Here is a 25,398-nt window from a genome sequence, read left to right as displayed (position 1 = left end):
TTCGTCAAGGCGAGCCCCGGTGTGGTGCGGGAAGCCGATGGCCGCCACTGCCGCGCCGAGCACGGAGCATTCGGCGTGGCCTCGGATGATGGCTGACGCGATGCTCTTGCCGCTTCGCGTCCTCAGCCACGCGGAGACGAATTGATCAGCGCTTCTTGAGTATCGAAGTCCTCATCGGCGATCTGCTCGTCCAGAAAGTCGAGCAGCGCCCGCACCGCCGGCAGCAGACCTCGCCGCGATGGAAACGCCGCATGCAGGATCCCGCCCCGGGGTTCCCAGCCCGGCAGCACATCGATCAGGCGTCCTTCCTGGATATCCCGCGCGCCTACCAACAGCCCCAGCTTGACCACACCGAGCCCTTCCAGGGCAGCGGCATGCAGGGTTTCGGCGCTGTCAGTGACCAAACGCGGCCAATGGGGCACCTGTGCACTGGCGCCGTTGGGCCCCACCAGGTCCCAGCAGTGACGGTGGTCATACTGCTCGAAATCGAGACTCGGCAATTCAACGAGATCCGCCGGACTGCGTGGCCTCGGTCGCTCGGCAAACAGTGAAGGGGCGGCCATCAACCGCTGGGGACTCGATGCAAGCACTTTCATGGTCAGATCGCTGTCTTCCAGAGGCGGAAAGCGCACCCGGATCGCCAGATCGAATCCCTCCTTGATCACATCGACGCGTCGGCTGGTTGCTTCCACCTGCACTTCCACCTTGGGGCAACGCGCCATGAAGCGCACCAGCAGCGGCGTGATCAGATAGTGCAGCACACTGGGCGAACAGCTCAGACGCACCGTGCCCTGGGGCTCGGCATGATGGCGTTGGATGAGTTCCTCGGCGGCTTCTGCCTCCACCAGCATGGCGACGCTATGGCGATAGTAAGCCTGTCCCAGCTCAGTGACCGAAAAACGCCGCGTGGAGCGATGTATCAAACGAGTGTCGAGGCGCTCCTCGAGCTGAGTGATGCGACGGCTCAGTTTCGACTTGGGGATGCCCAGGGCACGCCCGGCCGGTGCAAAGCCGCCATGCTTCACCACTTGCACGAAATAGTAGAGATCGTTGAGGTCCTGCATCCCACTGTCCTATTATTGAAACGCTGAGTGCTATTATGAGCATCTACCGGGCCATTCGTTCCTTAAATAGACTTCTCATCATCGCGGGAGACAACACGCCTCCCCTTGATAGGAGCCAATGCATGAAAAAGATACAGGCAGTATACGGTGCCCCGCACGGCCATTGGGTGGGCGATGGCTTTCCGGTGCGTTCCTTGCTCAGCTACAACCGTCTGGGCGCGGAACACCTCAGCCCCTTTCTGCTGCTCGACCACGCTGGCCCCCATTACTTCGAGCCCAGCCGCAATGCGCGCGGCGTGGGTCCCCATCCCCACCGGGGGTTCGAAACCGTGACCCTGGTCTATCAGGGCGCCCTGGAACATCGCGACTCAGCGGGGCACGGCGGCAGGATCAGCGAGGGTGACGTCCAGTGGATGACCGCTGGCGCCGGTATTGTCCATGAGGAGTATCACGCCCCGGGCTTCTGTGAGCGCGGTGGCTTCATGGAAATGGTGCAGCTATGGGTCAACCTGCCGGCCCGCGACAAGTCCGCGCCGCCGGCTTATCAGTCCCTGCTCGATGACGAGATCCCGCGGGTCGATCTGCCGGACAACGCCGGCCAACTCCGTGTGGTGGCAGGCAACTACCGTGACCAGAAAGGTCCTGCGAACACCTTTACGGCCATCAACGTCTGGGACCTGAGGTTGGTCGCCGGCGGCGACGTCCATCTGGAGGTGCCCGAAGGTCATACTACGCTATTGGTAGTGCTGAAAGGCACGGTGCTGGTCAACGGCGAACGGTGCATCCGCGACGAGAGTGTCGTGGCCTTCGAGCGCCAGGCAGAGACCTTCCACCTGGAGGCCAACAACGACGCCAAGCTGCTGCTTCTGAGCGGTGAGCCCATCGACGAGCCGGTAGTCGGTCAGGGCCCCTTCGTGATGAACCACGAAGCCGAACTCCACCAAGCCTTTGCCGACTTCCAAGCCGGGAAGTTCGGCGAGCCGAAAGGCGCATGAACCGACTCATGCGCCCATCCCTGCCCGGCGACTGTCGCCGGGCACCCCCTGACCGCCAAGAGCGAAAGGAGAACGACCATGTCCTTTACCTACAACCGACTCGACAAGAATGATGTAGCCCTGCTGATGGTGGACCATCAAGCTGGTCTGCTCTCTCTGGTGCGCGACTTCAGCCCGGACGACTTCAAGAACAATGTCCTGGCCCTGGCCGATATCGCCAAGTTCTTCGATATCCCCACCATCCTCACCACCAGCTTCGAGACCGGCCCCAATGGCCCCATCGTCCCGGAACTCAAGGAGATGTTCCCCCAGGCCCCCTACTTCGCGCGTCCGGGACAGATCAACGCCTGGGACAACGAGGAGTTCGTTGCCGCCATCAAGGCCACCGGCAAGAAGCAGCTGCTGATCGCCGGGGTGGTCACCGAGGTATGCGTGGCTTTCCCGGTGCTCTCGGCCCTGGAGGAGGGCTATGAGGTCTTCGTCGTCACCGATGCCTCTGGCACCTTCAACCAGACCACCCGCGACGCCGCCTGGGATCGCATGTCCCAGGCCGGTGCCCAGCTGATGACCTGGTTCGCCGTGGGCGGCGAGCTGCACCGCGACTGGCGCAACGATATCGAGGGCTTCGGCGGCCTGCTGGCCGGCCACCTGCCCGCCTATGCCAACCTGATGCAAAGCTATTCGCAACAGAACCAGCTGGGCTAATCGACGACCGGCCAGGGCAGGACACGCGCCCTGGCCGGCCATCGGTAGAGCACCGTGGGGTTCGACCTCCGACGGAGCCCGTCCGGGCCGAAGACGAGGTCGAGCCTTTCTCCACTTTCGAAGAGCGCTAACTCATGAGCAGTCTCGTCAATGACCGCGAGCTTGCCAGCTCCCTCGACTGCCCCATCGTCGACGGCCAGCATCAGGCACAGCATGTGGCCCCACATAGCGCCGAAGTCGGCGGCATTCCCGTCAACCGCGCCCTGCCGCGTCGTCAGCGTCGACTGATCGGCGCCTGGTGCTTCCTCGATCATATCGGCCCCGCCGGCTTCGCGGCGGACGATCCCGGCCTCAGGGTCGGCCCCCATCCGCATATCGGCCTGCAGACGTTCACATGGATGCTCGAGGGCGAGATCCTTCACCGCGACAGCCTGGGCACCGCCCAGGTGATCCGTCCCGGACAGGTCAACCTGATGACCGCCGGGCGCGGCATCAGCCATACCGAGGAGTCGCTGTCCGGCGAGGCGACCCTCCATGCCGCCCAGTTGTGGATCGCCCTGCCCGAGGCGGACCGCCGCACCGACCCGCGCTTCGACCACTACCCCCGCCTGCCCCGCTGGCAAGAAGAAGGCGTCGAGCTGACCCTGCTGGTGGGCGAGTTCGCCGGCCGTAGCGCCCCGACCCTGACCTTCTCGCCCTTGGTGGCCCTGGATTTGGCCAGTCCCCGGGGCAGCCAGCTACGCCTGGCGTTGCGTGGTGATTTCGAGTATGGCCTGGTGGCCCTGGAAGGCGACCTGGAGATAGAGGGCGATACGTTCATCACCCATGAACTGGCCTACCTGGGCCGCGGCCGCGACGAGGTGACGCTGGCTCTCCCCGCCGGCGGCCGGGTCCTGCTGGTGGGCGGCGAGCCCCTGGGCGAGGAAATCCTGATGTGGTGGAACTTCGTCGGCCACAGCAAGGCGGAGATCAGTGAGGCCCAGCGCGACTGGGAGGCCGAGAGCCCCCGCTTCGGCAGCATTCCCGAGTTCGATGGCCCGAGGCTGACGCCCCCGCCGCTACCCTGGAAGGCCTGAGCGTTTTCGACTGCCAAGGAGATCCCATGAGAACATCGTCACAGGAAGGCGCCCACTGCGAGGGCGCCACCCTGCGCATTCACCACAAGATCAAGCCCGGAGCCCATGAGCGCTACGAGACCTGGCTGCGCCAGATCATCGAGGCCGCCGGTCGTTTCCCCGGTCACCAGGGGGTGCATATCCTGCGTCCGCCGGCACAGGGCCAGGACTACGAGATCGCGGTGCGCTTCGCCGGCGAGGAGGATGCCCGGCGCTGGCGGGAATCCAACGAGCGCCGCGAGCTGATGGCAGCGATCCAGCCGGAGCTCGCTCAGGACGAGCGCCTGGAGTTCCTCAGCGGCATCGACTACTGGTTCACGCCCCCGGCGTCCGACGCCAGGGTACCGGTGCGCTGGAAGCAGTGGCTGATCACCACCGCGGTGATCTGGCCCCTGACCCTCCTTGTGCCGCTGCTCTGGTGGCCGCTGTTCCAGGCGGTGCCGGCCCTGCAAACCTGGGGCCTGCGCCACGGGCTGGTGGCGGCGACCGTCGTCGCCCTGGTGGTCTATGTGGTGATGCCACCCGTGGCCCGTTTGGCTTCCCCCTGGCTGCATCGACGATGACCCGCTACCCACGACCCCGAGTCACGACCTCTCTACTGCCGAGGCCGAGACGGCATTTTCGACTTTCTTCGACCGGCATTTCCCTGCCGGGCTGTCATGCCGGCGCGGCAAGGACCTCGCCTCGTCACGTTGCTGATCGTGAAGGTCAGCGTTGGTGCACGCCTGCCTGGCGACCTCGGACGGAGTGGGCTGAAAAAGTATCGAATCCGAGGGACCCCGGGGTGAAAACTTGCGTGACTTCTCCACTTGCAGCAGCGCCAATACAGGGACTTCCAGAGCGGCAGCCATGTGCATGGGCCCCGTATCCGGGGTGATCAGGCACCTCAGATTGGCCAGCACGCCAAGGAAATCTCGCAGCGGCATTGGCGCAAGCACGCGCCCGAATCCGCCAGCGGCACTTTCCAGTGGCGTACGCAGGGCCGCCTCCTCCGGCCCCAGCAACACGAGATAGGGCGCCTTCCGCCGTTCGAGTTCGCGCAGCAGGTCTTGCCAGAATTCGAGCGGCAGACGCTTGTCGAGATGGCCGCCGACGAAGATGCCAATGGATGCCCGTCGTCCCGAGGGGCCGGTCAGCCTGACCGCTGCGGCACGACGCTCCTGTTCGGATACCACCAGCCATGGACGAGCAGCGCATGCCAGCCCCAGGCTGGCCGCCAGCGAGCTTGCGCGCTGATGGGCATGAGACGGTGACGCATGGCTGACCCAGTCATAACCCGACTCCAGCCGGCCGCGCTGCCCCAGGCATTGCCGGGCACCGCAAGTCTTCACGAGCAGCCAGCTTGTCAGTGAGTTCTCGCCAGCCTGAATGGCCAAATCGTATTGTCTTCGCCTGAGCCGAACCAGCAATCGGGCCAACCGCCATGGGCGGACCAGCATGCTGCGACTCAGAGCGTGGTAGCGGGACAGCGGCATGCCTTCGAAGAGCGCGCGGGTGGTATCGGTGCCAAGATAGTCGATCTCGATCTCCGGTCGCGCCTCAGCAAAGGCCTGGATCAACCGGGCACCGATGACGGCATTGCCGATACGAAAGTTGGGGCGCACGAGAAGGACGCGCTGAACACCGTGCAGCGCGTCGGGAGTCGCCGGCCGCGCCGGGCGGGAGCTTCGCGCAACCGATCGATAGAGCCAGCTCTTGGCAGTTTTTTCGAGACGCCGCCCCAGGTGGCGCATGGCCGTATGCCGACGCAGGTAGGTAAAGGGGAACATGCGGGCACTCCTGTGTGGATAGCCCTGCCAGTATTCCCGCGTCGGCTTATGACACCCTTAACGTCGCATCGCAGGTCTGCGTGCGGTACCGACCTCGTCCTTCACTACCGGGAAAGGATCCGTGAGAACGCTCTCACGCATGGCTCAAGTCTCCCCCTTGAGCGAACAGAGCCCCTCGTCAAGCGCGACGCCGCCACAGGCGCGGTACCAGCATGACGATTCCCAGCGGCACGGCGATCAAGCCGACCGCCAGATAGCCCAGGGCCAGCAGGATTTCCACGAGATAGCAGGCCTCGAGCCCGGCCGCGAGTCGCGTACCGGCTCGGCGTGACAGGGTTCCCGCAGCAAATGACAGCATGACGGACTCCGATCTCAAGGGGCGTTGTCCGTCAGGGTGCCGATGCCAGATGACGTCTCGATGTCAGAACGACGTGACGTCGATGACACCGCACTCTTCATTCGCCGTTCGCATCGCGCCGGTAATCGTCGTCGAGGCGGACGATATCGTCTTCGCCGAGATAGGCACCGCTCTGAATCTCGATCATCTCCAGGTCGATTCGCCCCGGATTTTCGAGGCGATGCTCGACTCCCAGCGGGATATACACGGACTGGTTCTCGCTGAGCAGAAAGTCCTCCTCGCCCCGGGTCACCCGTGCGGTGCCGGACACGACCACCCAGTGCTCGGCACGATGATGATGGCGCTGCAGCGACAGGCGCGCGCCGGGACGCACGCGGATATGCTTGACCTGAAAGCGCGGCCCGTTTTCCAGGCTTTCGTAACTGCCCCATGGACGATAGACGCAGCGATGCGCCGCGCTTTCGCAGCGGCCCTGGGCATCGAGCCGCGCCACCAGGGTCTTGATGTCCTGGGCATGGCGCCGGTCGGCCACCAGCACGCTGTCGGCGGTCTCCACGACGACCAGCCCCTCGATGCCGAGCGTCGCCACCAGGCGCGACTGACTCTGCACCCAGGTATCGCGCGTCGCCTCGGCCAGGGTATCCCCGCGCAACACATTGCCGTCGGCATCTTTCTCGGCGATGTCCCACAATGCCTGGAACGACCCCACGTCCGACCAGCCCGCATCGAGGGCCACCGCCACGGCATCGTCGACATGTTCCATGACCGCGTAATCCACCGACTCGCGCTCGCAGGCAGCAAACGTCGCGGCATCGGGGCGCAGAAAATCGAGATCCGTCCGTCGCGCCGCCCAGGCCGCGGTCACCGCGTCGTGCATCGCCGGGCGCAGGCGCGCCAGCGCTTGCAGATAGCGGTAGCCATGCATCAAAAACATTCCGCTGTTCCAGAGATACCGTCCCGCCTCGAGGAATGCCTTGGCCCGCGTGGCATCGGGCTTCTCCACGAAACGCCTGAGCGGCTGCAGGCCTGCGGTGATGTCGTCCACTTCCAGGTAGCCGTAGCCGGTCTCGGGATGACGCGGCACGATGCCGAAGGTGGCGAACGCCCCCTGCTCCGTTGCCGGCAGCGCCCGCTCGACCGCCTCGCGAAACGCCGCCACATCCGCGATGTGGTGATCGGCGGGCAGCACCAGCAGTGGCCCCCTATCGGCGCCGTCGTCTGTTTCGCGTGCCTGCTGACACAGCGCCGCCAGGGCAATGGCCGGCGCCGTGTCGCGCCCCTCGGGCTCCAGCACGATATCCGCCTCCACCCCGCTGTCACGCAGTTGCTCGGCCACCAGGAACCGGTGCGCGTCGGCACAGACCACGATGGGCCTCGCGGTGGTCAGGCCGTCGAGTCGCGCCAGCGTCGCCTGCAGCATGCTGCGTCGTTCCAGCAGGGGAAGAAACTGTTTGGGCGTATCCCGTCGCGACAGCGGCCACAGGCGTGTGCCGTTACCTCCGGCGAGAATCACGGGCGTCAACATGCAAGGCTCCTCGGGCGAAATGATCGAACGCGCGGCTATCACGTTACGCAGCGCTTGCGCATGTCGCCAGTCCCAATGTGTCATTACCTTGACAAGCGGTGAGCGCTTATCGAGGATTAGCGCCCAACCTATTGCGGAAGGTCGCCACCCCATCATGCCCCTGTATCGAGTCTCGCTGAACGGTGTGCCGCGCTGGTATTACCTGCGCACACGCTTTCCGTTTCCCGGCCGCATCGCACTGCAGCAGCCCGAGACGACTCGACACATGGAGGCCGTCGGCAGCAGTCGCTTCTACCTGGAGCCGCGCTCGAACACCTTGTTCAAGCTGATCGCCGACAAATTCACGGCCAAGCGTCAGCCACTCAACTGGTGGCTGCGCGATATCCTCGAAAAACGGCTGCTGGGCGGCTTCGATGCGCTCAAGGAATGGCGCTCGAACCGCCTCATCCGGCGGGCGGGGCTCAAGGCCGTGGCCTGCCGGGGTGTGGGACTGGCGATCAATCCGTTCAACCCCCTGGGCTCGCTGCTCGCCATGGAATACCTGGCCAGCGGCGAATCCGGCGAAACCCATTTCCTGCGCCTCGACGAAACGGCGCGCCTGGCGTTCATACGCCGGCTATGCGACGACGCGGCCGTATTGATACACCACGGCTACTGCCATCGCGATTTCCACTATGGCAATGTCTGGGTCGATGCCAAGGGCGACATCGTGTGGATCGACACCCACGTCAAGCGCCTGCCTCGCCGTGCCGACCGGCGACGCCAGGCCATCGATGCCATGCTGAGCCCCAGCAAACTGAAAGGCGATCGCTACCGCCGTTTCGCGCACGACTATCTTCACGAGCGACTCGGTCGGCCCGCGTGAGTCTTCCCCCGATTCAAGGATGATGCCATGACGCCCAAACGCTTTGCCTTCGTCATCGCCGACCTCTACGGCGGCGGCGCGGAAAAATCGCTGCTTTACACGGCCGCCGGTCTCCATCAACGCGGCCACACGGTCAAGGTGTTCATCCTGCGCGACAGGATCGAGCAGCCGATTCCGGATGGCGTCACGGTGGAGAACCTCGCGCTCATCAACCGTTTCAGCAAGATGTTCTCGACGCCGCTGGTGGAGAAATGGCAGGCCGCGCGCATCGCCAGGACCCTCGACGACTTCGCCGCCGACGTGGTGCTCTCCTGCTCGTGCGACAAGATCACTCGCCACCTGCGCCACCCCAATCTGTGGTTCTGGATCAAGAGCGACATCTCGGCGAAATTCAGCGATCCCGACCAGCGCGCCAAGGCATTCGCCAAGGTGCACCGCTTCTATACCGGGCGCAATGTCGTCGCCGTCTCCCAGGGCGTCAAGGATAACCTGCTCGACGTCATCGGCCTCCGGCCCGCCGAGATTCGCGCCATCTACAACCCTTACGAGCGAGAGCCCTTCCTGCGCCTGGCCGAGGAACCGGCGCCGGTGCCGGAGGGCGAGTACCTGATCAATGTCGGGACCTACGAGCCCCGCAAGCGTCATGACCGCCTGCTGCGCGCCTACAAGGCCAGCGGCGTGACGACCCCGCTGGTCCTGCTGGGCAAGGGCAAGGGCGACGAAGAAGCCAGGCTGCGCAAGATGATCGAGGACATGGGGCTCGCCGAGCGCGTCATCCTGCCCGGCTACCAGACCAACCCCTATCCGTTCATTCGCCATGCCAAGGCCTTGATCCTGACCTCGGACGCCGAAGGGTTGCCACGCGCGCTCATCGAATCGCTGCTGCTGGGAACGCCCGTGGTCAGCGTCGACTGCCCCTCCGGCCCCCGCGAGATACTCGCCGGCGAACTTGCCGACTTCCTCGTCCCCCGCGAGGACGAAGCGGCCCTGGCCGATGCCATCGCACGCATGGATGCCGCACCCATCACCGTCACCGAAGCGCACTACCGCCCCTTCCTCAAGGAGACCGTGCTGCCGCAGTTCGAGGCGCTGGCCCGTTCAGCCTGAGGCCATGCCACCCGGTGGCCCGTTACACGCGGGACACGGCATAGGCACGCAGCTCGTCGACCACGGCTTCGGGCAGTTCGAGCGACTCGCCGCGTTCGCGGCGCAAGGCATGGCGCCGGGTGCCGGGCAGCCGCACACCTTCCTGCTCGAGCATGGCCTGGAACAGCGCCTCGATGTGCTCGAGGTAACCATCGGAGAAGTGGGCCGGATCGAAGGCCAGCATCAGGTGGCCGACACTCGGCGCCTCGCCCTCGGGCTCGAAGAAGGAACTCGCCTGGAAGCCGAAGTGACTACCGGTGAGTCCGGCGGTCAGCAATTCCACCATCAACGCCAGCGAGGCCCCCTTGGCATCGCCGGCCGGAACCATGCTGCCCGCGATCGCCGCGTCCGGGTCGGTCGTGGGTCGTCCCTCGATGTCGAGCGCCCAGCCTTCGGGAATCGGCTCGCCGGCCTTCTTGGCCAGCATCACCTTGCCCCGGGCGACCTTCGACAGGGACAGGTCGATGACCAGCGGATCGGTCCCCCGTCGTGGCGTCGCGAACGCGATCGGGTTGGTGCCGTAGAGCGGACGCTTGCCTCCCCACGGCGCCATGGCCGAAGGCGCATTGCTGAAGGCCATCGCCACCAGCCCTTCGCGGGCCAGGCGTTCGACCGGCGCGCCGGCGACCCCGAAATGGTGCGAACCGCCGATCGCCACGGCGACCAGTCCCAGCTCGCGGGCCAGCGGAATGGCGCGCTCCACGCCCCGGGCAATGGCCGGAAACGCCAGGCCGTGTCGGGCATCGACCCGAATCACCGAGCCGGCGACCTCGACCCGCGCCTGCGCATCGGCAACGACCTTGCCACTGCGCGCCTGGGCAAGATAGAACGGCAACCGTGACAAGCCGTGGGACGCCAGCCCGTCACGTTCGGCGTCGATCAGTGCCCGGGCCGTGACCTCGGCCTCCCAGCGCGGCACGCCGACCGCCTCGAGTGCCGCGACCGCCAGCGTTTCGGCCTCGCGCAGCGATATCATGCGGCTCATGCCCTCACCCCCAGCGCACGGCGCACGTTGTCGACGGTGATCCAGCTGATCCGCTCGTTGGACTCGTGGGTCACGCCGGCGATGTGCGGCGTGGCGATCAAGCCTTCGACACCGCTCAACACCGAGTCGGCGGTCAACGGCTCTTCCTCGAAGACATCCAGCATCGCCCCGCCCAGATGTCTGTCACGCAGGCTGGCGGCCAATGCCCTTTCATCGACGATGCCGCCACGCGCAGTGTTGATCAGCAGGCTTCCCGGCTTCATCGTCGCCAGCGCTTCGCCATCGATCAGATGCCGGGTCCCCTCGCTCAACGGCACGTGCAGACTGACCGCATCCGCCTTCTCCAGCAGCGTCGCCAGCCGCTCGGCACGCTCGACCGTCTGCCAGGCGGCGTCATCCGCGGGCACGAAGGGATCATGGGCCATCACCTGCATGCCCAGGCACTGGGCGCGCCGGGCCAGGTCGCGGGCGATGCCGCCGAACCCCACGAGCCCCAGGGTCGCCCCTTGCGTCTCGTGCCCCATCAGCGCCTGACGCGGCCACTCGCCCGCCAGCACGCGCGGCGTCGACAGATAGGCGCCGCGGCGCAGCATGAAGATCCCGGTCAGCACGTACTCCGCCACCGACACGGTATTGCCACCGGTCGCCGGCAGGACGGCGATATCGGACTCACGACAGGCATCCACGTCGATGTTGTCGAGCCCCACGCCCAGCCGGCCCACCGCTCTCAGGTCGGGAAAGCGCGCCAGGAGCTCGCGGTCGACGCGGGTACGATTGCGCACGATCAGGGCACGCACCCCGGCCCCGGATGACAGCAAGCGAGCGCGATCGTCGACCAGCGTGGCATCGAAGGTCACCGAGCAGTCCCTTTCGAGATCGGCGACGGCCGCCTCGTCCATGAATTCACTGATGAGTACGTCAGACATGTCAGAAGTCTCGTTCGGTTAGAAATGGCGCCACAGGAGTCCCGCCGGGAGCGGTACGTTGAGGACGATGGCGAACAGGATGTAGAAGCCGCCGATGATCAAGGCCAGGGCCAGCGAATAGCCGATCGCCCGTCGAAGCGTCCAGGCGTGGTAGTGAGCGAGGCCGGCCAGCAGCGCCGCACTCGCGACGCTGGCGAGCAGAAAGCCCAGCCACTTGAGCGCGAGGCTCCAGACGAGCAGCACGGCGATCAGTCCGAGTCGACGCCCGACGCTGCCCGGCTCGGGACGTACCCGCCGGGGATGCGCCACGAGGCTCTTGACCAGCAGCACCATGCTGAACATCAGCAGCAGCACGGCGATGGTGCGTGGAAAGACGCCGGCCATGATCGACATGTCGCGGCTGAATACGAGCGCCCCGCTGGCGATGACGATCATCACCACTGCCAGGATGCGATCCGACGGCCGTGCGTCGAGCGTCGGCGTGTCGTTGTCAGTGGCCATGAGCCGTCTCCTTGGATGAGCGATGGCGCCAGCCGCGCCATAACGGGAACAGCACCGACAGCAGCACCATCGCGATGATCGCCAGCGACAACGGCCGACCGAAGAAGGCGCCCACCACCGAGCCGGAGGCGTTGCCCATCAGATAGCCCTGGACGAAGCCCTGCTCGGCGATCGGCCCGAGGATCAGTCCCAGCACGATGGGCGACGGTTTCACCCCATAGCGCGACAGCACCCAGCCGACGACGCCCAGCACCACCATCACCACCACATCGAAGGGATTGTTACGGATCGCGTAGGTGCCGATGATGGTCATGAAGGCGATGCTGGGTACCAGCAGCGCCTTGGGAATGGTGACGATCGACTTGAAGGCGTAACGTCCGATCAGCAGGCCGATCGGCAGCATCAGCAGCGTGGCGATGAACAGCCCGCCGATGAAGGTGTAAGTGACGCTCACGTTGGTGGTGAACATTTCCGGCCCGGTGCGAAATCCCTGGACCAGCAGCGCGCCGAGGATCACCGCGTCCGGCGGCGTCCCAGGGATGCCCAGCACGAAGGTGGGAATGAAGCCGCCGCCGACGGTGGCGTTGTTGGCGGTCTCGGTGGCGATCACGCCGTCCGGCTCGCCCTTGCCGAAGTTGTCGCTGCGCTTCGAGGTGCGCCGCGCCTCCGAGTAGGAGACCAGACTGGCGATCGACCCGCCCGCACCGGGCAGGATGGCCACCGCGGTTCCGATGACCGCACTGCGCAGGGCATTGAACTTGCCACGCCACATCAGCGAGAGCCCTTCGCCGAGACGAATGCCTCTGCCTTTCTCGGGTGGCTTGAGATGCGCGCTCGGCGTGGCCACCAGATCGATCAGCACCGGCACGCAATAAAGTCCGATCAGTGCCGAAATGGTCTCCACCCCACCGAGCAGGAACTGGGAGCCGAACGCATAGCGTATGTCGGCACCGATCACCGACACGCCGACCGTGGACAGCAACAGTCCAAGGCCCGCGCCGATGAAGCCCTTGAGGGTCGAACCCTCCGAAAGTGCCGAGATCAAGGTCAGACCGAAGATGGCCAGCCAGAAGTACTCCACCGGACCGAACTTCAGGGCGATCTGGGCCAGCAGCGGAGCCAGCGACAACAGTGCCAGCGCCCCCATGAGGCCGCCGACCATCGACGAGAGCGTGGAGAGCGTGACCGCCAGATCGCCATCCCCGCGCTTGGCCATGGGAAAGCCATCGAAGGTCGTGGCGATCGCCGAGGGCGTCCCCGGGGTGTTGACCAGGATCGCGGCATACGAACCGCCATAGATGGCACCGGTATAGATCGCCCCCAGCATGATCAACGCGGCTTCGGGCGACATGCCGAAGGTCACCGGCACCAGGACCGCCACGGCCATGGTGGCCGACAAGCCGGGCAACGCGCCGATGATGATACCGGCAGCGACACCGACGACCGCCAGCATCAGGTTGACCGGAGACAGGGCTGCGGCCATGAAACTCAAGGTATCCATGCACTTCTCCCTACCGAAAGGGGCCCGTCAGGGCCCCGATGAACACCGGTCAACTCAGTCGATGATGCCCATTTCACGTGCCACCTGCTCATACTCGGCACGGCGCTCGGCCATGAAGTCGTTGAGCTGCACGTACGGTACGTCGATCAGGACGAACCCCAGATCCTGCATCTTCTTGCGGAACTCCGGGTTCTGATTGATCTGCTGAAAGAGGCCGGAAAGCTTCTGGGTCACGTCGTCCGGCGTGTCCTTGGGGACCGCCATGCCGCGATACGCCCCGCCGGTCATGTCGTAGCCCAGTTCCTTGAAGGTGGGCGTATCCGGGAACAGGGGATGCCGATGCTCGGCGGCCACCGCCAGGACACGCACCTTGTCGTCATGATTGGCGGCGGTAGTGGTATAGCCCCACTCGGCCTGTACCTGGCCACCGAGCAGTGCCGTGACCGCCGCCCCGGTTCCTTTGAACGGGATGTAGGTGGTCGTGACGTCGGCCAGCGATTCGAAGCGGCGGTTGGCGATGTCGTTGGCGGACTGGGTCCCGCTGCCGGACACGGTCACGCTGCCCGGAGCCTCCTTGGCGGCGGCGATCAGGTCGTCGAGCGTTTCGAAGGGGCTGTCGTTGCGGACGATCAGCGCGTCGGGCGAGTAGTGAAAGTAGTAGAAGTTCTTGAGGTCTGCGGTCTTGAAGCCGGGATCCTTGCCCATCGGCTTGAGAATGATGTGCGGCAGGTTGGTACCCATGATGGTGTAGCCGTCGCCGTCCATCTCGTTGAGCTGCGACCAGCCGACCGCACCGCCGCCGCCGGCCATGTACTGGATGATCAATTGCTGGCCGGTGATCTCCTGGAAGTATTTCTGCTGCAGGCGAGCGCTGATATCCGACTCGCCGCCCGGGCCGAAGGGGATGATGTATTGGATGTTGCGGTCGGGGAAATCCTCGACACCGGCCGCCATGGCGAGGCCGGCGAACGTGGCCGCACTTAGCAGGCCGCCGAGGAGAGCGACCGTTTTCAGGGTCTTGAAGCGAATCTGGCGCATGGTTGACTCCGATATTGCTGTTATTGTGTTTCGGTTACCGGGAGCCCGCGGACTCCCGACATGCCGCGTATCCGCCCTGTGGCGATACGCGTCGCTACCTTGCTGCTTCCGTGATGGACATGCCGGTACACAGCCTCGACCGTATTAGCATTCGACGATCGTCCGGCGGCACTCTTCTTTAGCCTCATGCACTTTCGTAGAGGCGCGTCAGCACGAATTCCCTATGGCCCAACGCCTCGGCATTGGTATGCCGTCCGTTGGCCGTGCGCAGCAGCATCTCGAGCAGTTGATCCCCCGCCTCCTGAAGGTTGATTTCCCGACGCAGGACCCCCGAGACATCGACGTCGATATGCTCGCTCATCGTGCGTACCGTGCGCGGGTTGGCGCAGAGCTTGATCACCGGCAGGATCGGGTTGCCGATTACGTTGCCCTGCCCCGTCGGGAAGAAATGCGCCACGTACCCCGAGGCCGCGCACAGCGTGACCATCTCGGCCGCCGCCGAGGAGGAGTCCATGAACCACAGGCCCGGTCCGGTGGGGGTTTCGGCCTTGTCGAGCACGCCATCGACCCGGCAGCGCTTGCCGATCTTCTGAATGTTGCCCAGCGCCTTTTCCTCGATGGTGGTCAATCCGCCCTCGATGTTGCCCTTGGTGGGCTGCGATTCGGAAAGATCGCTGGTCTTGTGACGGTCGATCATCGCGCTGTAGCGATCGAACATCGCCTGGAACCGTTCGCGCACGTCATCGTTGGCGCAACGCGCCGCGACCAGGTGCTCGCCGCCGGTGAGCTCGGAAGTCTCGCCGAACACCAGCGTGCAGCCCTGCTCGTAGAGCTTGTCGAAGGCTTCGCCGACGGTGGGGTTGGCGCCGCATCCGGAGGTGGTGTCGGACTCACCGCACTTGGTGGAGACCCATAGCTCGCTGACGTCGCAGGGTTCGCGCTGCAGCTCGCTGGCGTACTGCACGAATTCGCGGGCCTTGCGCGAGGCATTGGCGATGGTGTTGTGATCGCCGTTCTGCTCGATCCAGAAGCCTTCCACCGGCTTGCCGGTGGCGCGGATGCCGTCGACCACCTTCCCCGTCCAGCCTGGCTCGATGCCGATCACGATCACCGCGGCGACGTTCGGATTGCAGCCGGTGCCGATCAGCGTGCGGAAGTGCAAATCCAGGTCGGCGCCGAACTGCAACCGGCCATAGGGATGCGGCAATGCCAGCGTGCCCTTGATATTGTTGGCCACCGCTTCCGCCGCGGCATTCGAAATGTCGTCCACCGGCAGCACGATGACGTGATTGCGGATGCCGACACGGCCGTTGTCGCGCCGATAGCCGAGGAAAGTGCGTCCCTTGAGTTCCATGCTTACCACCTCTTGGTTTTGACATTGTGAACGTGAACGTGCTCGCCCTGGCGGATCGACTGCACCACCCGGCCGATATCGACGCTGTACTTGATGACCGTCTCGTCTTCGGCGAGATCGCGGATCGCCAGCTTGTGGCCGATCGGGATCGCATCCTTGACCTCGAACTGCAGGGTCCTGTCCTGATCCATCACCCAGCCGGTCAGCATCTGACCGGCCTCCACCCCTTCCACCACCACCACGCCGACCGCGTCGTCGGCGTCGTGGACCACGAAATCGATGCTCATGCTCCTCTCCTTCATTGGTCTCGTTGTCGTGACAGCGATTCAATCTCGCTGCCAACTCATGTATATGACATAGTATATAAAACAGTCAAGGAGATGCCGACATGCCGATCGCCAGGTACAATTCACAGGACGACACTTCCGCATCGCCACCCATTCACAAGGACGTCGACTCAATGACCGCGCCGAAAGGCCCGACATTTCAGCCGCTTTACAAGCAGATCAAGGACTTGCTTCTGGAAAGGATTGCCTCAGGGGAGTGGCCGCCAGGTACCTTGATTCCCAGCGAGGCGGCACTGGCCGCGAGCTACAACGTCAGCGTCGGCACCTTGCGCAAGGCACTCGACGAACTGGTCAGCGACAACGTCGTGGTCCGTCGTCAGGGCAAGGGCACGGCCGTTGCCACCCACGATGCCGATCGCGCCCTGTTTCGCTTCTTCAACGTGGTTCGTCGCGACGGCGAGCGCAGCCTGCCCGTGTCACGCGTTCTGAGCCGGCGACGGCGCACGGCGACTGCCGCCGAGCGTGACGCCCTGGAACTGGCCGACGGGGCCGAGGTGATCCACATCCGCCGGGTCCGCGAGCTGGCCGGCAGTCCGACGCTGCTCGAGGACATCGTGCTCGATGCCGACACCTTCGCCGCCCTCGAGTCGCAACCGGAGGTGCTGCCCAACACGCTCTATCAGCTCTACCAGCATCAATACGGCGCCACCGTCGCGCATGCCGACGAACGGCTCGTGGCGGTGAAGGCAGGCGAACAGGACGCCGCCCATCTGGGCGTGGAACTCGGCGAGCCCCTGATCGAGATTCGTCGCGTGGCAAGCAACTATCAGAACGCACCGATCGAGCTGCGCATCTCGCGACTGACGACGAAGGAATACTGCTATGCCAGCCGGCTATAGCGGAGCCGGCCCGCATGTCGGGGGATATCGGTGAAGCCTCGACGACGCTCAGTGATTGTCGCGAAGAAAGACCTTGAAGGCCTGCCAGAGCGGGCTGCGGTAGCGCTCGGGATGCCAGACCAGCGAAAAGGAACGGGTCAGTTGCAGCGGGCTTCTCAACGCCACCAGTTCGCCCCGCTCGAGCTCGCCCGCCACGCTCAGCCGTGACAGGCAGCCCAACCCGAAGCCGGCGCGCACTGCCTGCTTGATCGCTTCGTGCTGATCGAGCTCCATACGCACGCGGATACGCTCGACGTGGGGGTGGATGGCCGCCTCGAAGATCGCCCGCGTCCCCGAGCCCGGTTCACGCAGGATCCATTGCGCTGCCTGCAGCTCCTCGACCCCGAGGCCGTCGCGTGCCGCCAACGGGTGCTGGGGCGCGGCCACCACCACCATCTCGTCCTGACACCAGAGTTCGCTCACCAGCCGTGACTCGCTGCACTGCCCCTCGATCAATCCCAAATCGGCGTCGAAGCGCTGAATGTCGCGCATCACGTCCTCGGTGTTGCGCAACCGCAGTTGCAGGTCGACGGCGGGATGCCGCTCGATGAAACGTCCGGCCAGCATCGGCAGCAGATAGGTGCCGATCGTGGCGCTGGCCGCGACGTGCAGCGTGCCCCGCAGCTCGCCGTCGGGCTCGCGCGCCGCATCGACCAGCTCATCGAGCCCGTTGAGCACTTTCTCCGCGTACGGGAGCAATCGACGACCGGCATCGTTGAGCTCTAGACGACGCCCCAGCCGTTCGAAGAGCACCACGCCGAGCTGACGTTCCAGATCGGCCAGTGCCTGGCTGGTCGCCGACTGTGAGAGACGCAATTGCCGCGCGGCCGCATTGACGGCGCCGCCACGAATCACGGCAACGAATACCTGGAGCTGGCGAAAGGTCACATGGGTCGACATATCGGTTTTACTTAACTGTCATTTCGTTATTACCACATAACACATAATTCTATTCCGGTTTAGCCTGGAGAGACACATCCATGGCGGTACCGCCCATCATCGGAGAATGTCTCATGTGGCAGGGATTGATACTCTGCGCCGGCCTGACCCTGGGGGGCTTCACCCTGGCTCACCTGCCCGGCATCCGCGAAAGCGGCATCAGTCCACTGGTCTTCTCGCTGCTGCTGGGTCTCGTGATCGGCAACCTGCCCGTCAGCGGGCGCCTGCCTCAGGCAGGCCGCGGGCTACAGTTCGCGACCCGCTGGCTGCTGCGCGGCGGCATCGTGCTGTTCGGCCTGTCGCTGACGTTACAGCAGATTCTCGGCCTCGGCCCCAAGGTCATCATGCTCGATGCCCTGGTGATCTGCACCATCCTGACCGCTGGGTACTGGATCGGCACACGTCTGCTGGGGCTCGATCGCGAAACCGCTCTGCTCACGAGCGCCGGTAGTGCCATCTGCGGCGCCGCCGCCGTGCTCGCCACCGAGACCACCATCCGTTCGAAGCCGGCCGCCACCTCGATGGCCGTGGCCACCGTCGTGCTGTTCGGCTCGCTGGCGATGCTGGTATATCCCCTGCTCTATCCTCTCACCGGCATGGACGAGGGATTGTTCGGCATCTACATCGGCGCCACCGTGCATGAGGTGGCCCAGGTGGTCGCCGCCGGCGACGCGGTCGGTCCCCAGGCGTTGGCCAATGCGGTGATCGTCAAGCTCGTCCGGGTGATGCTGCTCGTGCCCTTTCTGCTGGTGGTCGGCCAGTGGTGGCTCCGTCATCGGCAGGCGGAAGACGACTCGGAAGTCGGCCGCGGCGGTCTGGTGATTCCCTGGTTCGCCTTCGGCTTTCTGGCCATGGTGATCTTCAACAGCATCGTCGTCCTGCCGGCAGCCCTGCACCAGTCGCTGGTAATGGGCGGGCAGATCGCGCTGGCCATGGCGATGGCGGCACTGGGTTTCGAGACCCGCCTGGAAAAGCTCAAGGCGCTGGGCGTCAGGCCCATGCTGCTGGCCCTGATCCTGTTCCTGCTGCTGCTGATCGGCGGTGGCTGGGTGACGCCCTGGCTCATGCACTGAACGTTGAGCCCAACGCAAAACGGCGCCCGAAGGCGCCGTTTCGTCGTGAGCGGGGCTCATGGCGTACGCAAGGAATCCCCGCGCCCCACCGCGAAGTACAACAATCCCGCGCGCTTGACCGCCTGCGGATCGAACAGGTTGCGGCCGTCGACGACCACCGGTGTGCTCAGCGACTGCTTGAGCCAGGCGAAATCCACGCTGCAGAACGCCTTCCATTCGGTACAGATCACCAGGGCGTCGGCCCCCTCGATGGCCTGCTCGCGATTATCGACCAGTGCCAGGTCGTCGCGCTTGCCGTAGATCCGCCGGCATTCGTCCATGGCCTCCGGGTCGAAGGCCTGCACCCGGGCGCCGCATTCCCACAGCGCTTCCATCAAGGCGCGACTCGGGGCCTCGCGCATGTCGTCGGTGTTGGGCTTGAAGGCCAGCCCCCAGAGCGCGATGGTCTTGCCGGCCAGATCGCCGTCGAAGGCTTGCGAGAGCTTGGCGAACAGGGTGGCCTTCTGACGCTGGTTGACGCCTTCGACCGCTTCGAGTAGCTCGGCATGGTAGCCGATCTCGCCGGCGGTGCGCGCCAGTGCCTGCACGTCCTTGGGAAAGCAGGAGCCGCCGTAGCCGCATCCCGGATAGATGAAGTGATACCCGATGCGCGGGTCCGAGCCGATGCCGCGCCGCACCTGTTCGATGTCCGCCCCGAGACGCTCCGCGAGATTGGCGATCTCGTTCATGAAGCTGATCTTGGTGGCGAGCATGGCGTTGGCCGCGTATTTGGTCAGCTCGGCGCTGCGGATATCCATGAACATCAACTTCTCATGGTGCCGGTTATAGGGACCGTAGCATTCACGCATGATCTCGCGCACCCGCTCGGCATCGGTGCCCACGATGATCCGTGCGCCATGCGTGAAGTCCTCGATGGCGGCGCCTTCCTTCAAGAACTCGGGATTGGAGCAGACATCCACGGTGAGCGCAGCGTCGCGGGCATCGAGCTCCTGCTGAACGGCGGCGCGCACCTTGTCCGCAGTGCCCACCGGCACGGTCGACTTGTCGACGACGACCTTGTCGTCCTGCATGTGCTGGCCGATGCTGCGCGCCACGGCCAGCACGTACTGCAAATCGGCACTGCCATCCTCGTCCGGGGGCGTGCCCACGGCGATGAACTGCAACGGCGCGAAGCCCACGGCGGTGGCGGCATCGGTGGTGAACCGCAGCCGGCCCTCGCTCACGTTCTGACGCACCATGGCGTCCAGCCCCGGCTCGTAGATGGGGATCTCGCCGCGCTCGAGGCGGGCGATCTTGTCAGCGTCGACGTCCATGCACATGACCTCGTGCCCCACGTCCGCCAGGCAAGTCCCGGTGACCAGGCCCACGTATCCCGTACCGAAGATACTGATCTTCATCGTATGTCGTCCTTTACGCTCGTTAACCAAAAAATCGTGGGCATCAAATCCCGTGAAAGCTGCGGTACCACTCGACGAAGCGCGCCACGCCCTCGTCGACGCCGACCTGCGGACGATAGCCGACCTTCTCGAAGAGCGCGTCGGTATCCGCCCAGGTGCGCGGCACGTCGCCGGGTTGCATGGGCTTGAAGTCGCACCGCGCCGTGCGTCCCGTGGCCCGCTCCAGCGCATGCACGAAGTCCATCAGGGCCACCGGACTGCCATGCCCGATATTGTACAACGCGAAGGGCGCCGTGCTCTGGTCGGGACTCGCGCCCGGACTGTCCGGGTCGGCCTCGGGAATCGCCTGCATGATGCGCACGACCCCCTCGACGATATCGTCGATATAGGTGAAATCCCGGGACAGATCGCCATGGTTGAACACCGGCAGCGGCTCGTCCGCGAGAATCGCCCGGGTAAACTTGAACATGGCCATGTCCGGACGTCCCCAGGGGCCGTAGACCGTGAAGAAACGCAGCCCGGTGGCGGGAATCCCGTACAAATGCGAGTAGCTGTGCGTCATCAGCTCGTTGGCCTTCTTGGTGGCGGCATACAAGCTGATGGGGTGGTCCACGGCATCGGCGGTGGAAAACGGCACCTGGGCATTCTGGCCATAGACCGAGCTCGAGGAGGCATAGATCAGGTGCGGCACCTGCTGGTGGCGGCAGCCCTCCAGCACATTGAGGTGACCCACCAGGTTGGATTGCGCGTAGACGTGCGGGTTGTCGAGGGAATAGCGCACCCCGGCCTGCGCGGCCAGATGGATGACACGCTCGAAACGCGTGTCGGCGAACAGGCGTTCCATGCCCGCGCGATCGGCCAGGTCCAGGCGCTCGAAGCGCACGTTCGGCCATGCCGCCAGGTCGTCCAGGCGGGCCTGTTTCAGCGACACGTCGTAGTAATCGTTGAGGTTGTCGATGCCGACGATGTCATGCCCTTCGGCCGCCAGGCGCTTGGCGACGGCATGACCGATGAAGCCGGCCATGCCGGTGATCAGGATATTCATGAGGCTAGCGTCATCTGCGTGTGATGGCGGGACTATAGCATGGCGCTGCAAACGCGCCGATCCATGTATCTCGCGTCATTGACGACGGGCAAGCCATGCGGCGATTCCCGCCAGCAGGAACGCCAATGCCAGCAGTGAGAGGCCGTCCACCGCGTTTTCCAGCGCCGGCAGACGCGGGTCGCCGGCAGACGCGCGGTGTGCATTGTCGATACCCTGCAGCGCCAGCTGGCCCGACCCGGCAATCAGCGTCAGCATCATGCCCAGCGGCAAGGCGGCGCGCAGCCAGGCGGGCAGGCGTGGAAACGCCACGCGCGGACCTGTGGCGCCCTGCTTCGATGCGCTCTTGGTGGTGGTCTTCGGTGAACGGCTTCCCCCGCGGGAGCGCCGCTTGTCGGACGCGGAACGCTTGCGGGCAGCCTGCCCGCCGCGTTTGCCGGACGACGCCCCACGGCGGTTCAGCCAGCGATAGACCAGCATGGTCGCCGCCGCGGTCAGCGCCACCGCAGAGATGAGGATGGAAAGGAACAAGGAAAGCGAGGCCATGGAGTCCCGTTGTCTTTCGGTGATGGACTTTCGGTGATGACAGCATCACGAGACAAGGATACCAGTGATGGCCTCGCGGTTCAGGCATCCAGGCCGATCTCGCGTCTGCGCTCGGCCGTGCCGCGATCCGCTTGACGCTCAGGGCATCAGCTGCCCGCCGTTGACCTCCAGGATCTGCCCCGTGACATACCCGCTCATGGCGTCGGATGCCAGGAACAGAAACGCCCCGACGCACTCCTCGGGCGTCCCCAGGCGCCCCATGGGAATGCCGGCGCGCATGGCCTCGAGCTGGGCATCGCTGCTGTGGCGATCATGGAACGGCGTCACGATGACACCCGGTGCCACGGCATTGACCCGCACCCCGTCTCCGGCCAGCTCCTTGGCCATGCCCCGCGTGAACGAGCTGACGAAGGCCTTGGCCGAGGCATACAGCGACGCCCCGGGGCCGCCCCCGTTGCGGGCCGCCACCGACGTGGTATTGATGATGTTGCCGCCCTCGCCCTGGCGGCGGAAATGGGCGAGCGCCGCGCGCGTGGCCAGCGTCACCGAGCGCACGTTGAGGTCCATCACGCGTGCGTAATGCGCCGCCTCGATGTCCCCCGCCGGTACGCGCCCCAGCATGTCCCCCGCGTTGTTGACGAGGATGTCCAATCCTCCCAGGCGCTCGGCGGCCCGGTCCACCACATCGACGGCGCCCTCGGCGGTGCTCACGTCCTGCTGAAGCGTGAACGCCTGGCCACCGGCGCGCTCGATGGCCTCGACCACCTCGCGTGCCGGCGCCTCGCTGGTGTTGTAATGCACGGCGACATGCGCGCCCAGTGCGCCGAAGCGCTTGGCCACGGCGGCGCCGATGCCGGTGCTCGCCCCGGTGACCAGAATGCGCTTGCCCTGAAACTCATCGAACATGGTGATTGCTCCCAAGCCGGTGGAGACAGCATCCGGACACGGCATGCTGTCATACATCACACTAAGTGCGTGTCAGGATTCCAGATTGCGGGGCCGACCGGCATTAGACTTAAGGACAAGCCATGTCAGCGACCGTCGGCTTCGGCGGCCAGCCGGCGCAAGTGCACGACCAGTTCCTCCACCGCGGGCGACAACGGCTCCTGGCGGCGGGTGATGATGCCGTAGTAGTCCAGCGGCTTGCCGATCACGCGTTCGAGGACCACGTACTGGCCCCCCGCCAGGGGACGACGCATGACGGAGCGTGGCAGCACCGCGAGCATGTCCGAGGACTGCAGCAGCTGCAGCGTCGCCTGGATGGACGTGGTTTCGACAACGTTGGCCGGCGTCGCGATCCCTTCCTCGGCCAGCGCCGACTCGAACACGCCGCGCATGGGGCTCGACAAGGGATGCAGGATCCAGGGCCAGTGACTCAGCTCGTCCAGCGAAGGCGCCTCGCCACGCCGGGTCAGAGGGTGATCGCGACGCACCACGACCCGCAGCGGTTCGTCCAGCAGCGGCTCGAAATCGAACAGGTTGTGCTGGCTGACATGCGTCAAGCGCCCGATGACCAGATCGAGACGCTTGTGCTCCAGCTCGAGCAGCAGTCTGTCGCTGGTCTGCTCCTGCAGACTCACCGACAGGCGCGGCCGGGCCTGCTTGAGACGTGCGATGGCCGCCGGCAGGATCTCCGGCGCGGCCGCCGCGATCGCGCCGATCAGCAGTTGGCCGTAGCCGCCCTCGCGCAGATCGTTGATGTCGTCGACCAGGCGCTCCATGTCGTTGAGCAGGATCCAGGCATGGCGGATGACCTGCTCTCCCAGCTCGGTGGGCTGCATGGCACGCGGCAGGCGTTCGAAAAGCGCAAATCCGAAGTATACCTCCAGGTCCCGCAGCATCTTGCTCGCGGCCGGCTGGCTCAGGTGCATCACCCGCGCCGTGGCGTGCATGTTGCGGCTCTCCGCCAGCGTGGTGAGAAGCGTCAGATGCTTGAAACGCAGCCAACCGCAGAGATGCGCGTGGGACAGCTTGCCCGTCGTCATGGTGAAAACATCCTCGTCGTCACGAGCGGCGCGTGCCCATGGCGCATGCCCGCTCGACTTGCCGATAACCCAGAGGAATCACAATGCCACAAACTTCGATTGGATTGTGATTTCAATGCGGCCATAGCCTGAGCGAAACGCCAACAACAATCACCGCCCTGGCAGCGTCAGGGCCACAAGGAGCGGCCATGAGTTCGATCATCAATTATCTGACCAAGATACGTTTCGGCGCCGATGCCCTGGACGACCTGGCCGAGGAACTCTCGCTCCTCGGCGTCGCCAGGCCCTTGATCGTCACCGATGCCGGACTGACCGCCAGCGGACTGGTGGACCGCGTGCAGGCCGCCATCGGCGGCAAGCAGCCGGCGCCGGTCTACGACGAAACGCCGGCCAATCCCACCGAGGTCGCCATCGAGGCGGCCGTGGCCTGCTACCACGAACACGGCTGCGACGGCATCGTCGCGCTGGGCGGCGGTTCCAGCATCGACCTGGCCAAGGGGGTTGCCCTGCTGGCCAGCCATCAGGCGCCCCTGCGTCAGTATGCGGTGATCGAGGGGGGTGCGGCACGCATCGGCAGCGAGGTGCTGCCGCTGGTCGCCATTCCCACCACGGCCGGTACCGGCAGCGAGGTGGGACGTGCCGCGCTGATCAGCATGCGCGACGAGCGCAAGCTCGGCTTCCTGTCGCCGCACCTGATCCCCGATGTGGCGATCTGCGATCCCGTGCTGACCCTCTCGCTGCCGGCCACTCTCACCGCCGCCACCGGCATGGACGCCATCGCGCACTGCGTCGAGACGTTCCTCAGCCCGCGCTTCAATCCGCCCGCCGATGCCATCGCGCTGGACGGCCTGCAGCGTGCCACGCGTCATATCCGCACCGCCGTTCACGACGGCAACGACCTCGAGGCCCGCAGCGAAATGCTGATGGCCGCCACCCAGGGCGCCCTGGCCTTTCAGAAGGGGCTCGGCGCGGTGCACTCGCTGTCTCATGCGCTGGGCGGCTTTCACGACCTCAAGCTCCATCACGGCACGCTCAACGCGCTGTTGATGCCGTGCGTGCTGCGCTTCAACCAGCCGCATTGCGAAGACAAGTTCGACCGGCTGCGCCAGGCCATGGGGCTCGCCCCGGGAACGGATCTCGCCGAGGCCTTCATCCAGCTCAACCGCGACCTGTCGCTGCCCATGCGTCTCAGCGAGCTGGGCGTGACGCGCGACCGCCTGGCGCCGGTCGCCCAGTGGGCGCTCGAGGATCACTCGACCGCGACCAATCCGCGGCCGCCCACCCTTGAGGACTTCCAGCGTCTCCTGGAAGAAGCGTTCTGAGACGCTCCTCGTCAACACTTTC

At 65.3% G+C, this 25,398-nt stretch carries 26 protein-coding genes; 9 read left to right on the top strand and 17 right to left on the bottom strand.

Features of this window, described 5'->3' with window-relative positions; genetic code table 11:
• Nucleotides 1-122: 122 nt before the first annotated feature.
• Entirely contained in the window at nucleotides 123-1,064 is a 942-nt protein-coding gene (locus CSAL_RS09025) for a LysR substrate-binding domain-containing protein (RefSeq protein ID WP_011507079.1), read from the bottom strand.
• A 122-nt stretch (nucleotides 1,065-1,186) separates the two neighbouring features.
• Between CSAL_RS09025 and CSAL_RS09020 the strand changes: the two genes are divergently transcribed.
• From CSAL_RS09020 to CSAL_RS09005, 4 genes are all read left to right on the top strand, one after another.
• Nucleotides 1,187-2,059: a pirin family protein gene (locus tag CSAL_RS09020; protein WP_011507078.1), complete on the top strand. Its 873-nt coding sequence runs from the start codon at nucleotides 1,187-1,189 to the stop codon at nucleotides 2,057-2,059.
• A gap of 78 nt (nucleotides 2,060-2,137) precedes the next feature.
• Complete coding sequence (ycaC, locus tag CSAL_RS09015; protein ID WP_011507077.1) at nucleotides 2,138-2,764, top strand: isochorismate family cysteine hydrolase YcaC; 627 nt, start codon at nucleotides 2,138-2,140, stop codon at nucleotides 2,762-2,764.
• A 134-nt stretch (nucleotides 2,765-2,898) separates the two neighbouring features.
• A complete protein-coding gene (locus CSAL_RS09010; RefSeq protein ID WP_011507076.1) occupies nucleotides 2,899-3,840 on the top strand; it encodes a pirin family protein in 942 nt (313 codons plus the stop codon).
• Between the two features lie 26 nt (nucleotides 3,841-3,866).
• Nucleotides 3,867-4,442: an antibiotic biosynthesis monooxygenase gene (locus tag CSAL_RS09005; protein WP_011507075.1), complete on the top strand. Its 576-nt coding sequence runs from the start codon at nucleotides 3,867-3,869 to the stop codon at nucleotides 4,440-4,442.
• A gap of 21 nt (nucleotides 4,443-4,463) precedes the next feature.
• On the opposite strand, the gene CSAL_RS09000 is transcribed toward CSAL_RS09005, so the two are convergent.
• The 3 genes from CSAL_RS09000 to CSAL_RS08990 form a co-directional block, all read right to left on the bottom strand.
• Nucleotides 4,464-5,648: a glycosyltransferase family 9 protein gene (locus CSAL_RS09000; RefSeq protein WP_011507074.1), complete on the bottom strand. Its 1,185-nt coding sequence runs from the start codon at nucleotides 5,646-5,648 to the stop codon at nucleotides 4,464-4,466.
• Nucleotides 5,649-5,826: 178 nt separating this feature from the next.
• Complete coding sequence (locus tag CSAL_RS08995) at nucleotides 5,827-6,006, bottom strand: hypothetical protein (RefSeq protein ID WP_011507073.1); 180 nt, start codon at nucleotides 6,004-6,006, stop codon at nucleotides 5,827-5,829.
• Nucleotides 6,007-6,103: 97 nt separating this feature from the next.
• A complete protein-coding gene (locus CSAL_RS08990) occupies nucleotides 6,104-7,531 on the bottom strand; it encodes a mannose-1-phosphate guanylyltransferase/mannose-6-phosphate isomerase (RefSeq protein WP_011507072.1) in 1,428 nt (475 codons plus the stop codon).
• 154 nt (nucleotides 7,532-7,685) lie between these two features.
• Here CSAL_RS08990 and CSAL_RS08985 point away from each other — a divergent pair, with 154 nt between their 5' ends.
• Together CSAL_RS08985 and CSAL_RS08980 are read left to right on the top strand one after the other, a co-directional pair.
• Nucleotides 7,686-8,396 (top strand): hypothetical protein, encoded by a 711-nt coding sequence (locus CSAL_RS08985; RefSeq protein WP_011507071.1) that lies wholly within the window; start codon nucleotides 7,686-7,688, stop codon nucleotides 8,394-8,396.
• 27 nt (nucleotides 8,397-8,423) lie between these two features.
• Nucleotides 8,424-9,503 (top strand): glycosyltransferase, encoded by a 1,080-nt coding sequence (locus CSAL_RS08980; RefSeq protein ID WP_011507070.1) that lies wholly within the window; start codon nucleotides 8,424-8,426, stop codon nucleotides 9,501-9,503.
• A gap of 22 nt (nucleotides 9,504-9,525) precedes the next feature.
• Here the strand turns inward: CSAL_RS08980 and CSAL_RS08975 are convergent, their stop codons facing one another.
• From CSAL_RS08975 to suyA, 7 genes are all read right to left on the bottom strand, one after another.
• A complete protein-coding gene (locus CSAL_RS08975; RefSeq protein ID WP_011507069.1) occupies nucleotides 9,526-10,527 on the bottom strand; it encodes an Ldh family oxidoreductase in 1,002 nt (333 codons plus the stop codon).
• Nucleotides 10,524-11,453 carry a hydroxyacid dehydrogenase gene (locus CSAL_RS08970; protein ID WP_011507068.1) on the bottom strand — a complete coding sequence of 310 codons (930 nt, stop codon included), beginning with the start codon at nucleotides 11,451-11,453 and terminating at the stop codon, nucleotides 10,524-10,526. Before CSAL_RS08970 ends, CSAL_RS08975 begins: the two co-directional genes overlap by 4 nt.
• A gap of 18 nt (nucleotides 11,454-11,471) precedes the next feature.
• Entirely contained in the window at nucleotides 11,472-11,954 is a 483-nt protein-coding gene (locus CSAL_RS08965) for a tripartite tricarboxylate transporter TctB family protein (RefSeq protein WP_011507067.1), read from the bottom strand.
• A complete protein-coding gene (locus CSAL_RS08960) occupies nucleotides 11,944-13,455 on the bottom strand; it encodes a tripartite tricarboxylate transporter permease (protein ID WP_011507066.1) in 1,512 nt (503 codons plus the stop codon). Before CSAL_RS08960 ends, CSAL_RS08965 begins: the two co-directional genes overlap by 11 nt.
• Nucleotides 13,456-13,509: 54 nt before the next feature.
• Nucleotides 13,510-14,493: a tripartite tricarboxylate transporter substrate binding protein gene (locus tag CSAL_RS08955; protein WP_011507065.1), complete on the bottom strand. Its 984-nt coding sequence runs from the start codon at nucleotides 14,491-14,493 to the stop codon at nucleotides 13,510-13,512.
• A 184-nt stretch (nucleotides 14,494-14,677) separates the two neighbouring features.
• Nucleotides 14,678-15,847, bottom strand: a complete 1,170-nt coding sequence (suyB, locus tag CSAL_RS08950; protein WP_011507064.1) for a (2R)-sulfolactate sulfo-lyase subunit beta — start codon at nucleotides 15,845-15,847, stop codon at nucleotides 14,678-14,680.
• A 2-nt stretch (nucleotides 15,848-15,849) separates the two neighbouring features.
• On the bottom strand, nucleotides 15,850-16,134 hold the full coding sequence (gene suyA / locus CSAL_RS08945; protein ID WP_011507063.1) for a (2R)-sulfolactate sulfo-lyase subunit alpha: 285 nt from the start codon (nucleotides 16,132-16,134) through the stop codon (nucleotides 15,850-15,852).
• Nucleotides 16,135-16,235: 101 nt separating this feature from the next.
• Here suyA and CSAL_RS08940 point away from each other — a divergent pair, with 101 nt between their 5' ends.
• Nucleotides 16,236-17,033 (top strand): GntR family transcriptional regulator, encoded by a 798-nt coding sequence (locus CSAL_RS08940; RefSeq protein WP_011507062.1) that lies wholly within the window; start codon nucleotides 16,236-16,238, stop codon nucleotides 17,031-17,033.
• Nucleotides 17,034-17,081: 48 nt separating this feature from the next.
• Here the strand turns inward: CSAL_RS08940 and CSAL_RS08935 are convergent, their stop codons facing one another.
• On the bottom strand, nucleotides 17,082-17,972 hold the full coding sequence (locus tag CSAL_RS08935) for a LysR substrate-binding domain-containing protein (protein ID WP_011507061.1): 891 nt from the start codon (nucleotides 17,970-17,972) through the stop codon (nucleotides 17,082-17,084).
• 80 nt (nucleotides 17,973-18,052) lie between these two features.
• Between CSAL_RS08935 and CSAL_RS08930 the strand changes: the two genes are divergently transcribed.
• On the top strand, nucleotides 18,053-19,084 hold the full coding sequence (locus CSAL_RS08930; protein ID WP_011507060.1) for a YeiH family protein: 1,032 nt from the start codon (nucleotides 18,053-18,055) through the stop codon (nucleotides 19,082-19,084).
• 56 nt (nucleotides 19,085-19,140) lie between these two features.
• Here CSAL_RS08930 and CSAL_RS08925 read toward each other — a convergent pair whose 3' ends face one another.
• The 5 genes from CSAL_RS08925 to CSAL_RS08905 all read right to left on the bottom strand — a co-directional run bounded on the left by CSAL_RS08925 (nucleotide 19,141) and on the right by CSAL_RS08905 (nucleotide 24,054).
• A complete protein-coding gene (locus CSAL_RS08925) occupies nucleotides 19,141-20,481 on the bottom strand; it encodes a UDP-glucose dehydrogenase family protein (protein ID WP_011507059.1) in 1,341 nt (446 codons plus the stop codon).
• A 43-nt stretch (nucleotides 20,482-20,524) separates the two neighbouring features.
• A complete protein-coding gene (locus CSAL_RS08920) occupies nucleotides 20,525-21,526 on the bottom strand; it encodes an NAD-dependent epimerase (protein WP_011507058.1) in 1,002 nt (333 codons plus the stop codon).
• A gap of 75 nt (nucleotides 21,527-21,601) precedes the next feature.
• Complete coding sequence (locus tag CSAL_RS08915; RefSeq protein ID WP_011507057.1) at nucleotides 21,602-22,069, bottom strand: hypothetical protein; 468 nt, start codon at nucleotides 22,067-22,069, stop codon at nucleotides 21,602-21,604.
• Between the two features lie 138 nt (nucleotides 22,070-22,207).
• A complete protein-coding gene (locus CSAL_RS08910; RefSeq protein WP_011507056.1) occupies nucleotides 22,208-22,975 on the bottom strand; it encodes an SDR family NAD(P)-dependent oxidoreductase in 768 nt (255 codons plus the stop codon).
• Between the two features lie 125 nt (nucleotides 22,976-23,100).
• A complete protein-coding gene (locus CSAL_RS08905) occupies nucleotides 23,101-24,054 on the bottom strand; it encodes a LysR family transcriptional regulator (protein ID WP_011507055.1) in 954 nt (317 codons plus the stop codon).
• Between the two features lie 188 nt (nucleotides 24,055-24,242).
• Between CSAL_RS08905 and gbd the strand changes: the two genes are divergently transcribed.
• Nucleotides 24,243-25,376 carry a 4-hydroxybutyrate dehydrogenase gene (gene gbd, locus CSAL_RS08900; RefSeq protein WP_011507054.1) on the top strand — a complete coding sequence of 378 codons (1,134 nt, stop codon included), beginning with the start codon at nucleotides 24,243-24,245 and terminating at the stop codon, nucleotides 25,374-25,376.
• Nucleotides 25,377-25,398 lie beyond the last annotated feature (22 nt).

This window comes from Chromohalobacter israelensis DSM 3043 (assembly GCF_000055785.1).
GTDB classification, from domain to species: Bacteria; Pseudomonadota; Gammaproteobacteria; order Pseudomonadales; family Halomonadaceae; genus Chromohalobacter; species Chromohalobacter israelensis.
Note: the sequence above shows the minus strand (reverse complement) of the source record. Positions and strands in the feature narration are given on the sequence as shown.

Coding starts and splice junctions, on each gene's coding strand:
- CSAL_RS09025 (WP_011507079.1), bottom strand. CDS start 1,064: ATGCAGGACCTCAACGATCTCTACTATTTCGTGCAAGTGGTGAAGCAT.
- CSAL_RS09020 (WP_011507078.1), top strand. CDS start 1,187: ATGAAAAAGATACAGGCAGTATACGGTGCCCCGCACGGCCATTGGGTG.
- ycaC (WP_011507077.1), top strand. CDS start 2,138: ATGTCCTTTACCTACAACCGACTCGACAAGAATGATGTAGCCCTGCTG.
- CSAL_RS09010 (WP_011507076.1), top strand. CDS start 2,899: ATGAGCAGTCTCGTCAATGACCGCGAGCTTGCCAGCTCCCTCGACTGC.
- CSAL_RS09005 (WP_011507075.1), top strand. CDS start 3,867: ATGAGAACATCGTCACAGGAAGGCGCCCACTGCGAGGGCGCCACCCTG.
- CSAL_RS09000 (WP_011507074.1), bottom strand. CDS start 5,648: ATGTTCCCCTTTACCTACCTGCGTCGGCATACGGCCATGCGCCACCTG.
- CSAL_RS08995 (WP_011507073.1), bottom strand. CDS start 6,006: ATGCTGTCATTTGCTGCGGGAACCCTGTCACGCCGAGCCGGTACGCGA.
- CSAL_RS08990 (WP_011507072.1), bottom strand. CDS start 7,531: ATGTTGACGCCCGTGATTCTCGCCGGAGGTAACGGCACACGCCTGTGG.
- CSAL_RS08985 (WP_011507071.1), top strand. CDS start 7,686: ATGCCCCTGTATCGAGTCTCGCTGAACGGTGTGCCGCGCTGGTATTAC.
- CSAL_RS08980 (WP_011507070.1), top strand. CDS start 8,424: ATGACGCCCAAACGCTTTGCCTTCGTCATCGCCGACCTCTACGGCGGC.
- CSAL_RS08975 (WP_011507069.1), bottom strand. CDS start 10,527: ATGAGCCGCATGATATCGCTGCGCGAGGCCGAAACGCTGGCGGTCGCG.
- CSAL_RS08970 (WP_011507068.1), bottom strand. CDS start 11,453: ATGTCTGACGTACTCATCAGTGAATTCATGGACGAGGCGGCCGTCGCC.
- CSAL_RS08965 (WP_011507067.1), bottom strand. CDS start 11,954: ATGGCCACTGACAACGACACGCCGACGCTCGACGCACGGCCGTCGGAT.
- CSAL_RS08960 (WP_011507066.1), bottom strand. CDS start 13,455: ATGGATACCTTGAGTTTCATGGCCGCAGCCCTGTCTCCGGTCAACCTG.
- CSAL_RS08955 (WP_011507065.1), bottom strand. CDS start 14,493: ATGCGCCAGATTCGCTTCAAGACCCTGAAAACGGTCGCTCTCCTCGGC.
- suyB (WP_011507064.1), bottom strand. CDS start 15,847: ATGGAACTCAAGGGACGCACTTTCCTCGGCTATCGGCGCGACAACGGC.
- suyA (WP_011507063.1), bottom strand. CDS start 16,134: ATGAGCATCGATTTCGTGGTCCACGACGCCGACGACGCGGTCGGCGTG.
- CSAL_RS08940 (WP_011507062.1), top strand. CDS start 16,236: ATGCCGATCGCCAGGTACAATTCACAGGACGACACTTCCGCATCGCCA.
- CSAL_RS08935 (WP_011507061.1), bottom strand. CDS start 17,972: ATGTCGACCCATGTGACCTTTCGCCAGCTCCAGGTATTCGTTGCCGTG.
- CSAL_RS08930 (WP_011507060.1), top strand. CDS start 18,053: ATGGCGGTACCGCCCATCATCGGAGAATGTCTCATGTGGCAGGGATTG.
- CSAL_RS08925 (WP_011507059.1), bottom strand. CDS start 20,481: ATGAAGATCAGTATCTTCGGTACGGGATACGTGGGCCTGGTCACCGGG.
- CSAL_RS08920 (WP_011507058.1), bottom strand. CDS start 21,526: ATGAATATCCTGATCACCGGCATGGCCGGCTTCATCGGTCATGCCGTC.
- CSAL_RS08915 (WP_011507057.1), bottom strand. CDS start 22,069: ATGGCCTCGCTTTCCTTGTTCCTTTCCATCCTCATCTCTGCGGTGGCG.
- CSAL_RS08910 (WP_011507056.1), bottom strand. CDS start 22,975: ATGTTCGATGAGTTTCAGGGCAAGCGCATTCTGGTCACCGGGGCGAGC.
- CSAL_RS08905 (WP_011507055.1), bottom strand. CDS start 24,054: ATGACGACGGGCAAGCTGTCCCACGCGCATCTCTGCGGTTGGCTGCGT.
- gbd (WP_011507054.1), top strand. CDS start 24,243: ATGAGTTCGATCATCAATTATCTGACCAAGATACGTTTCGGCGCCGAT.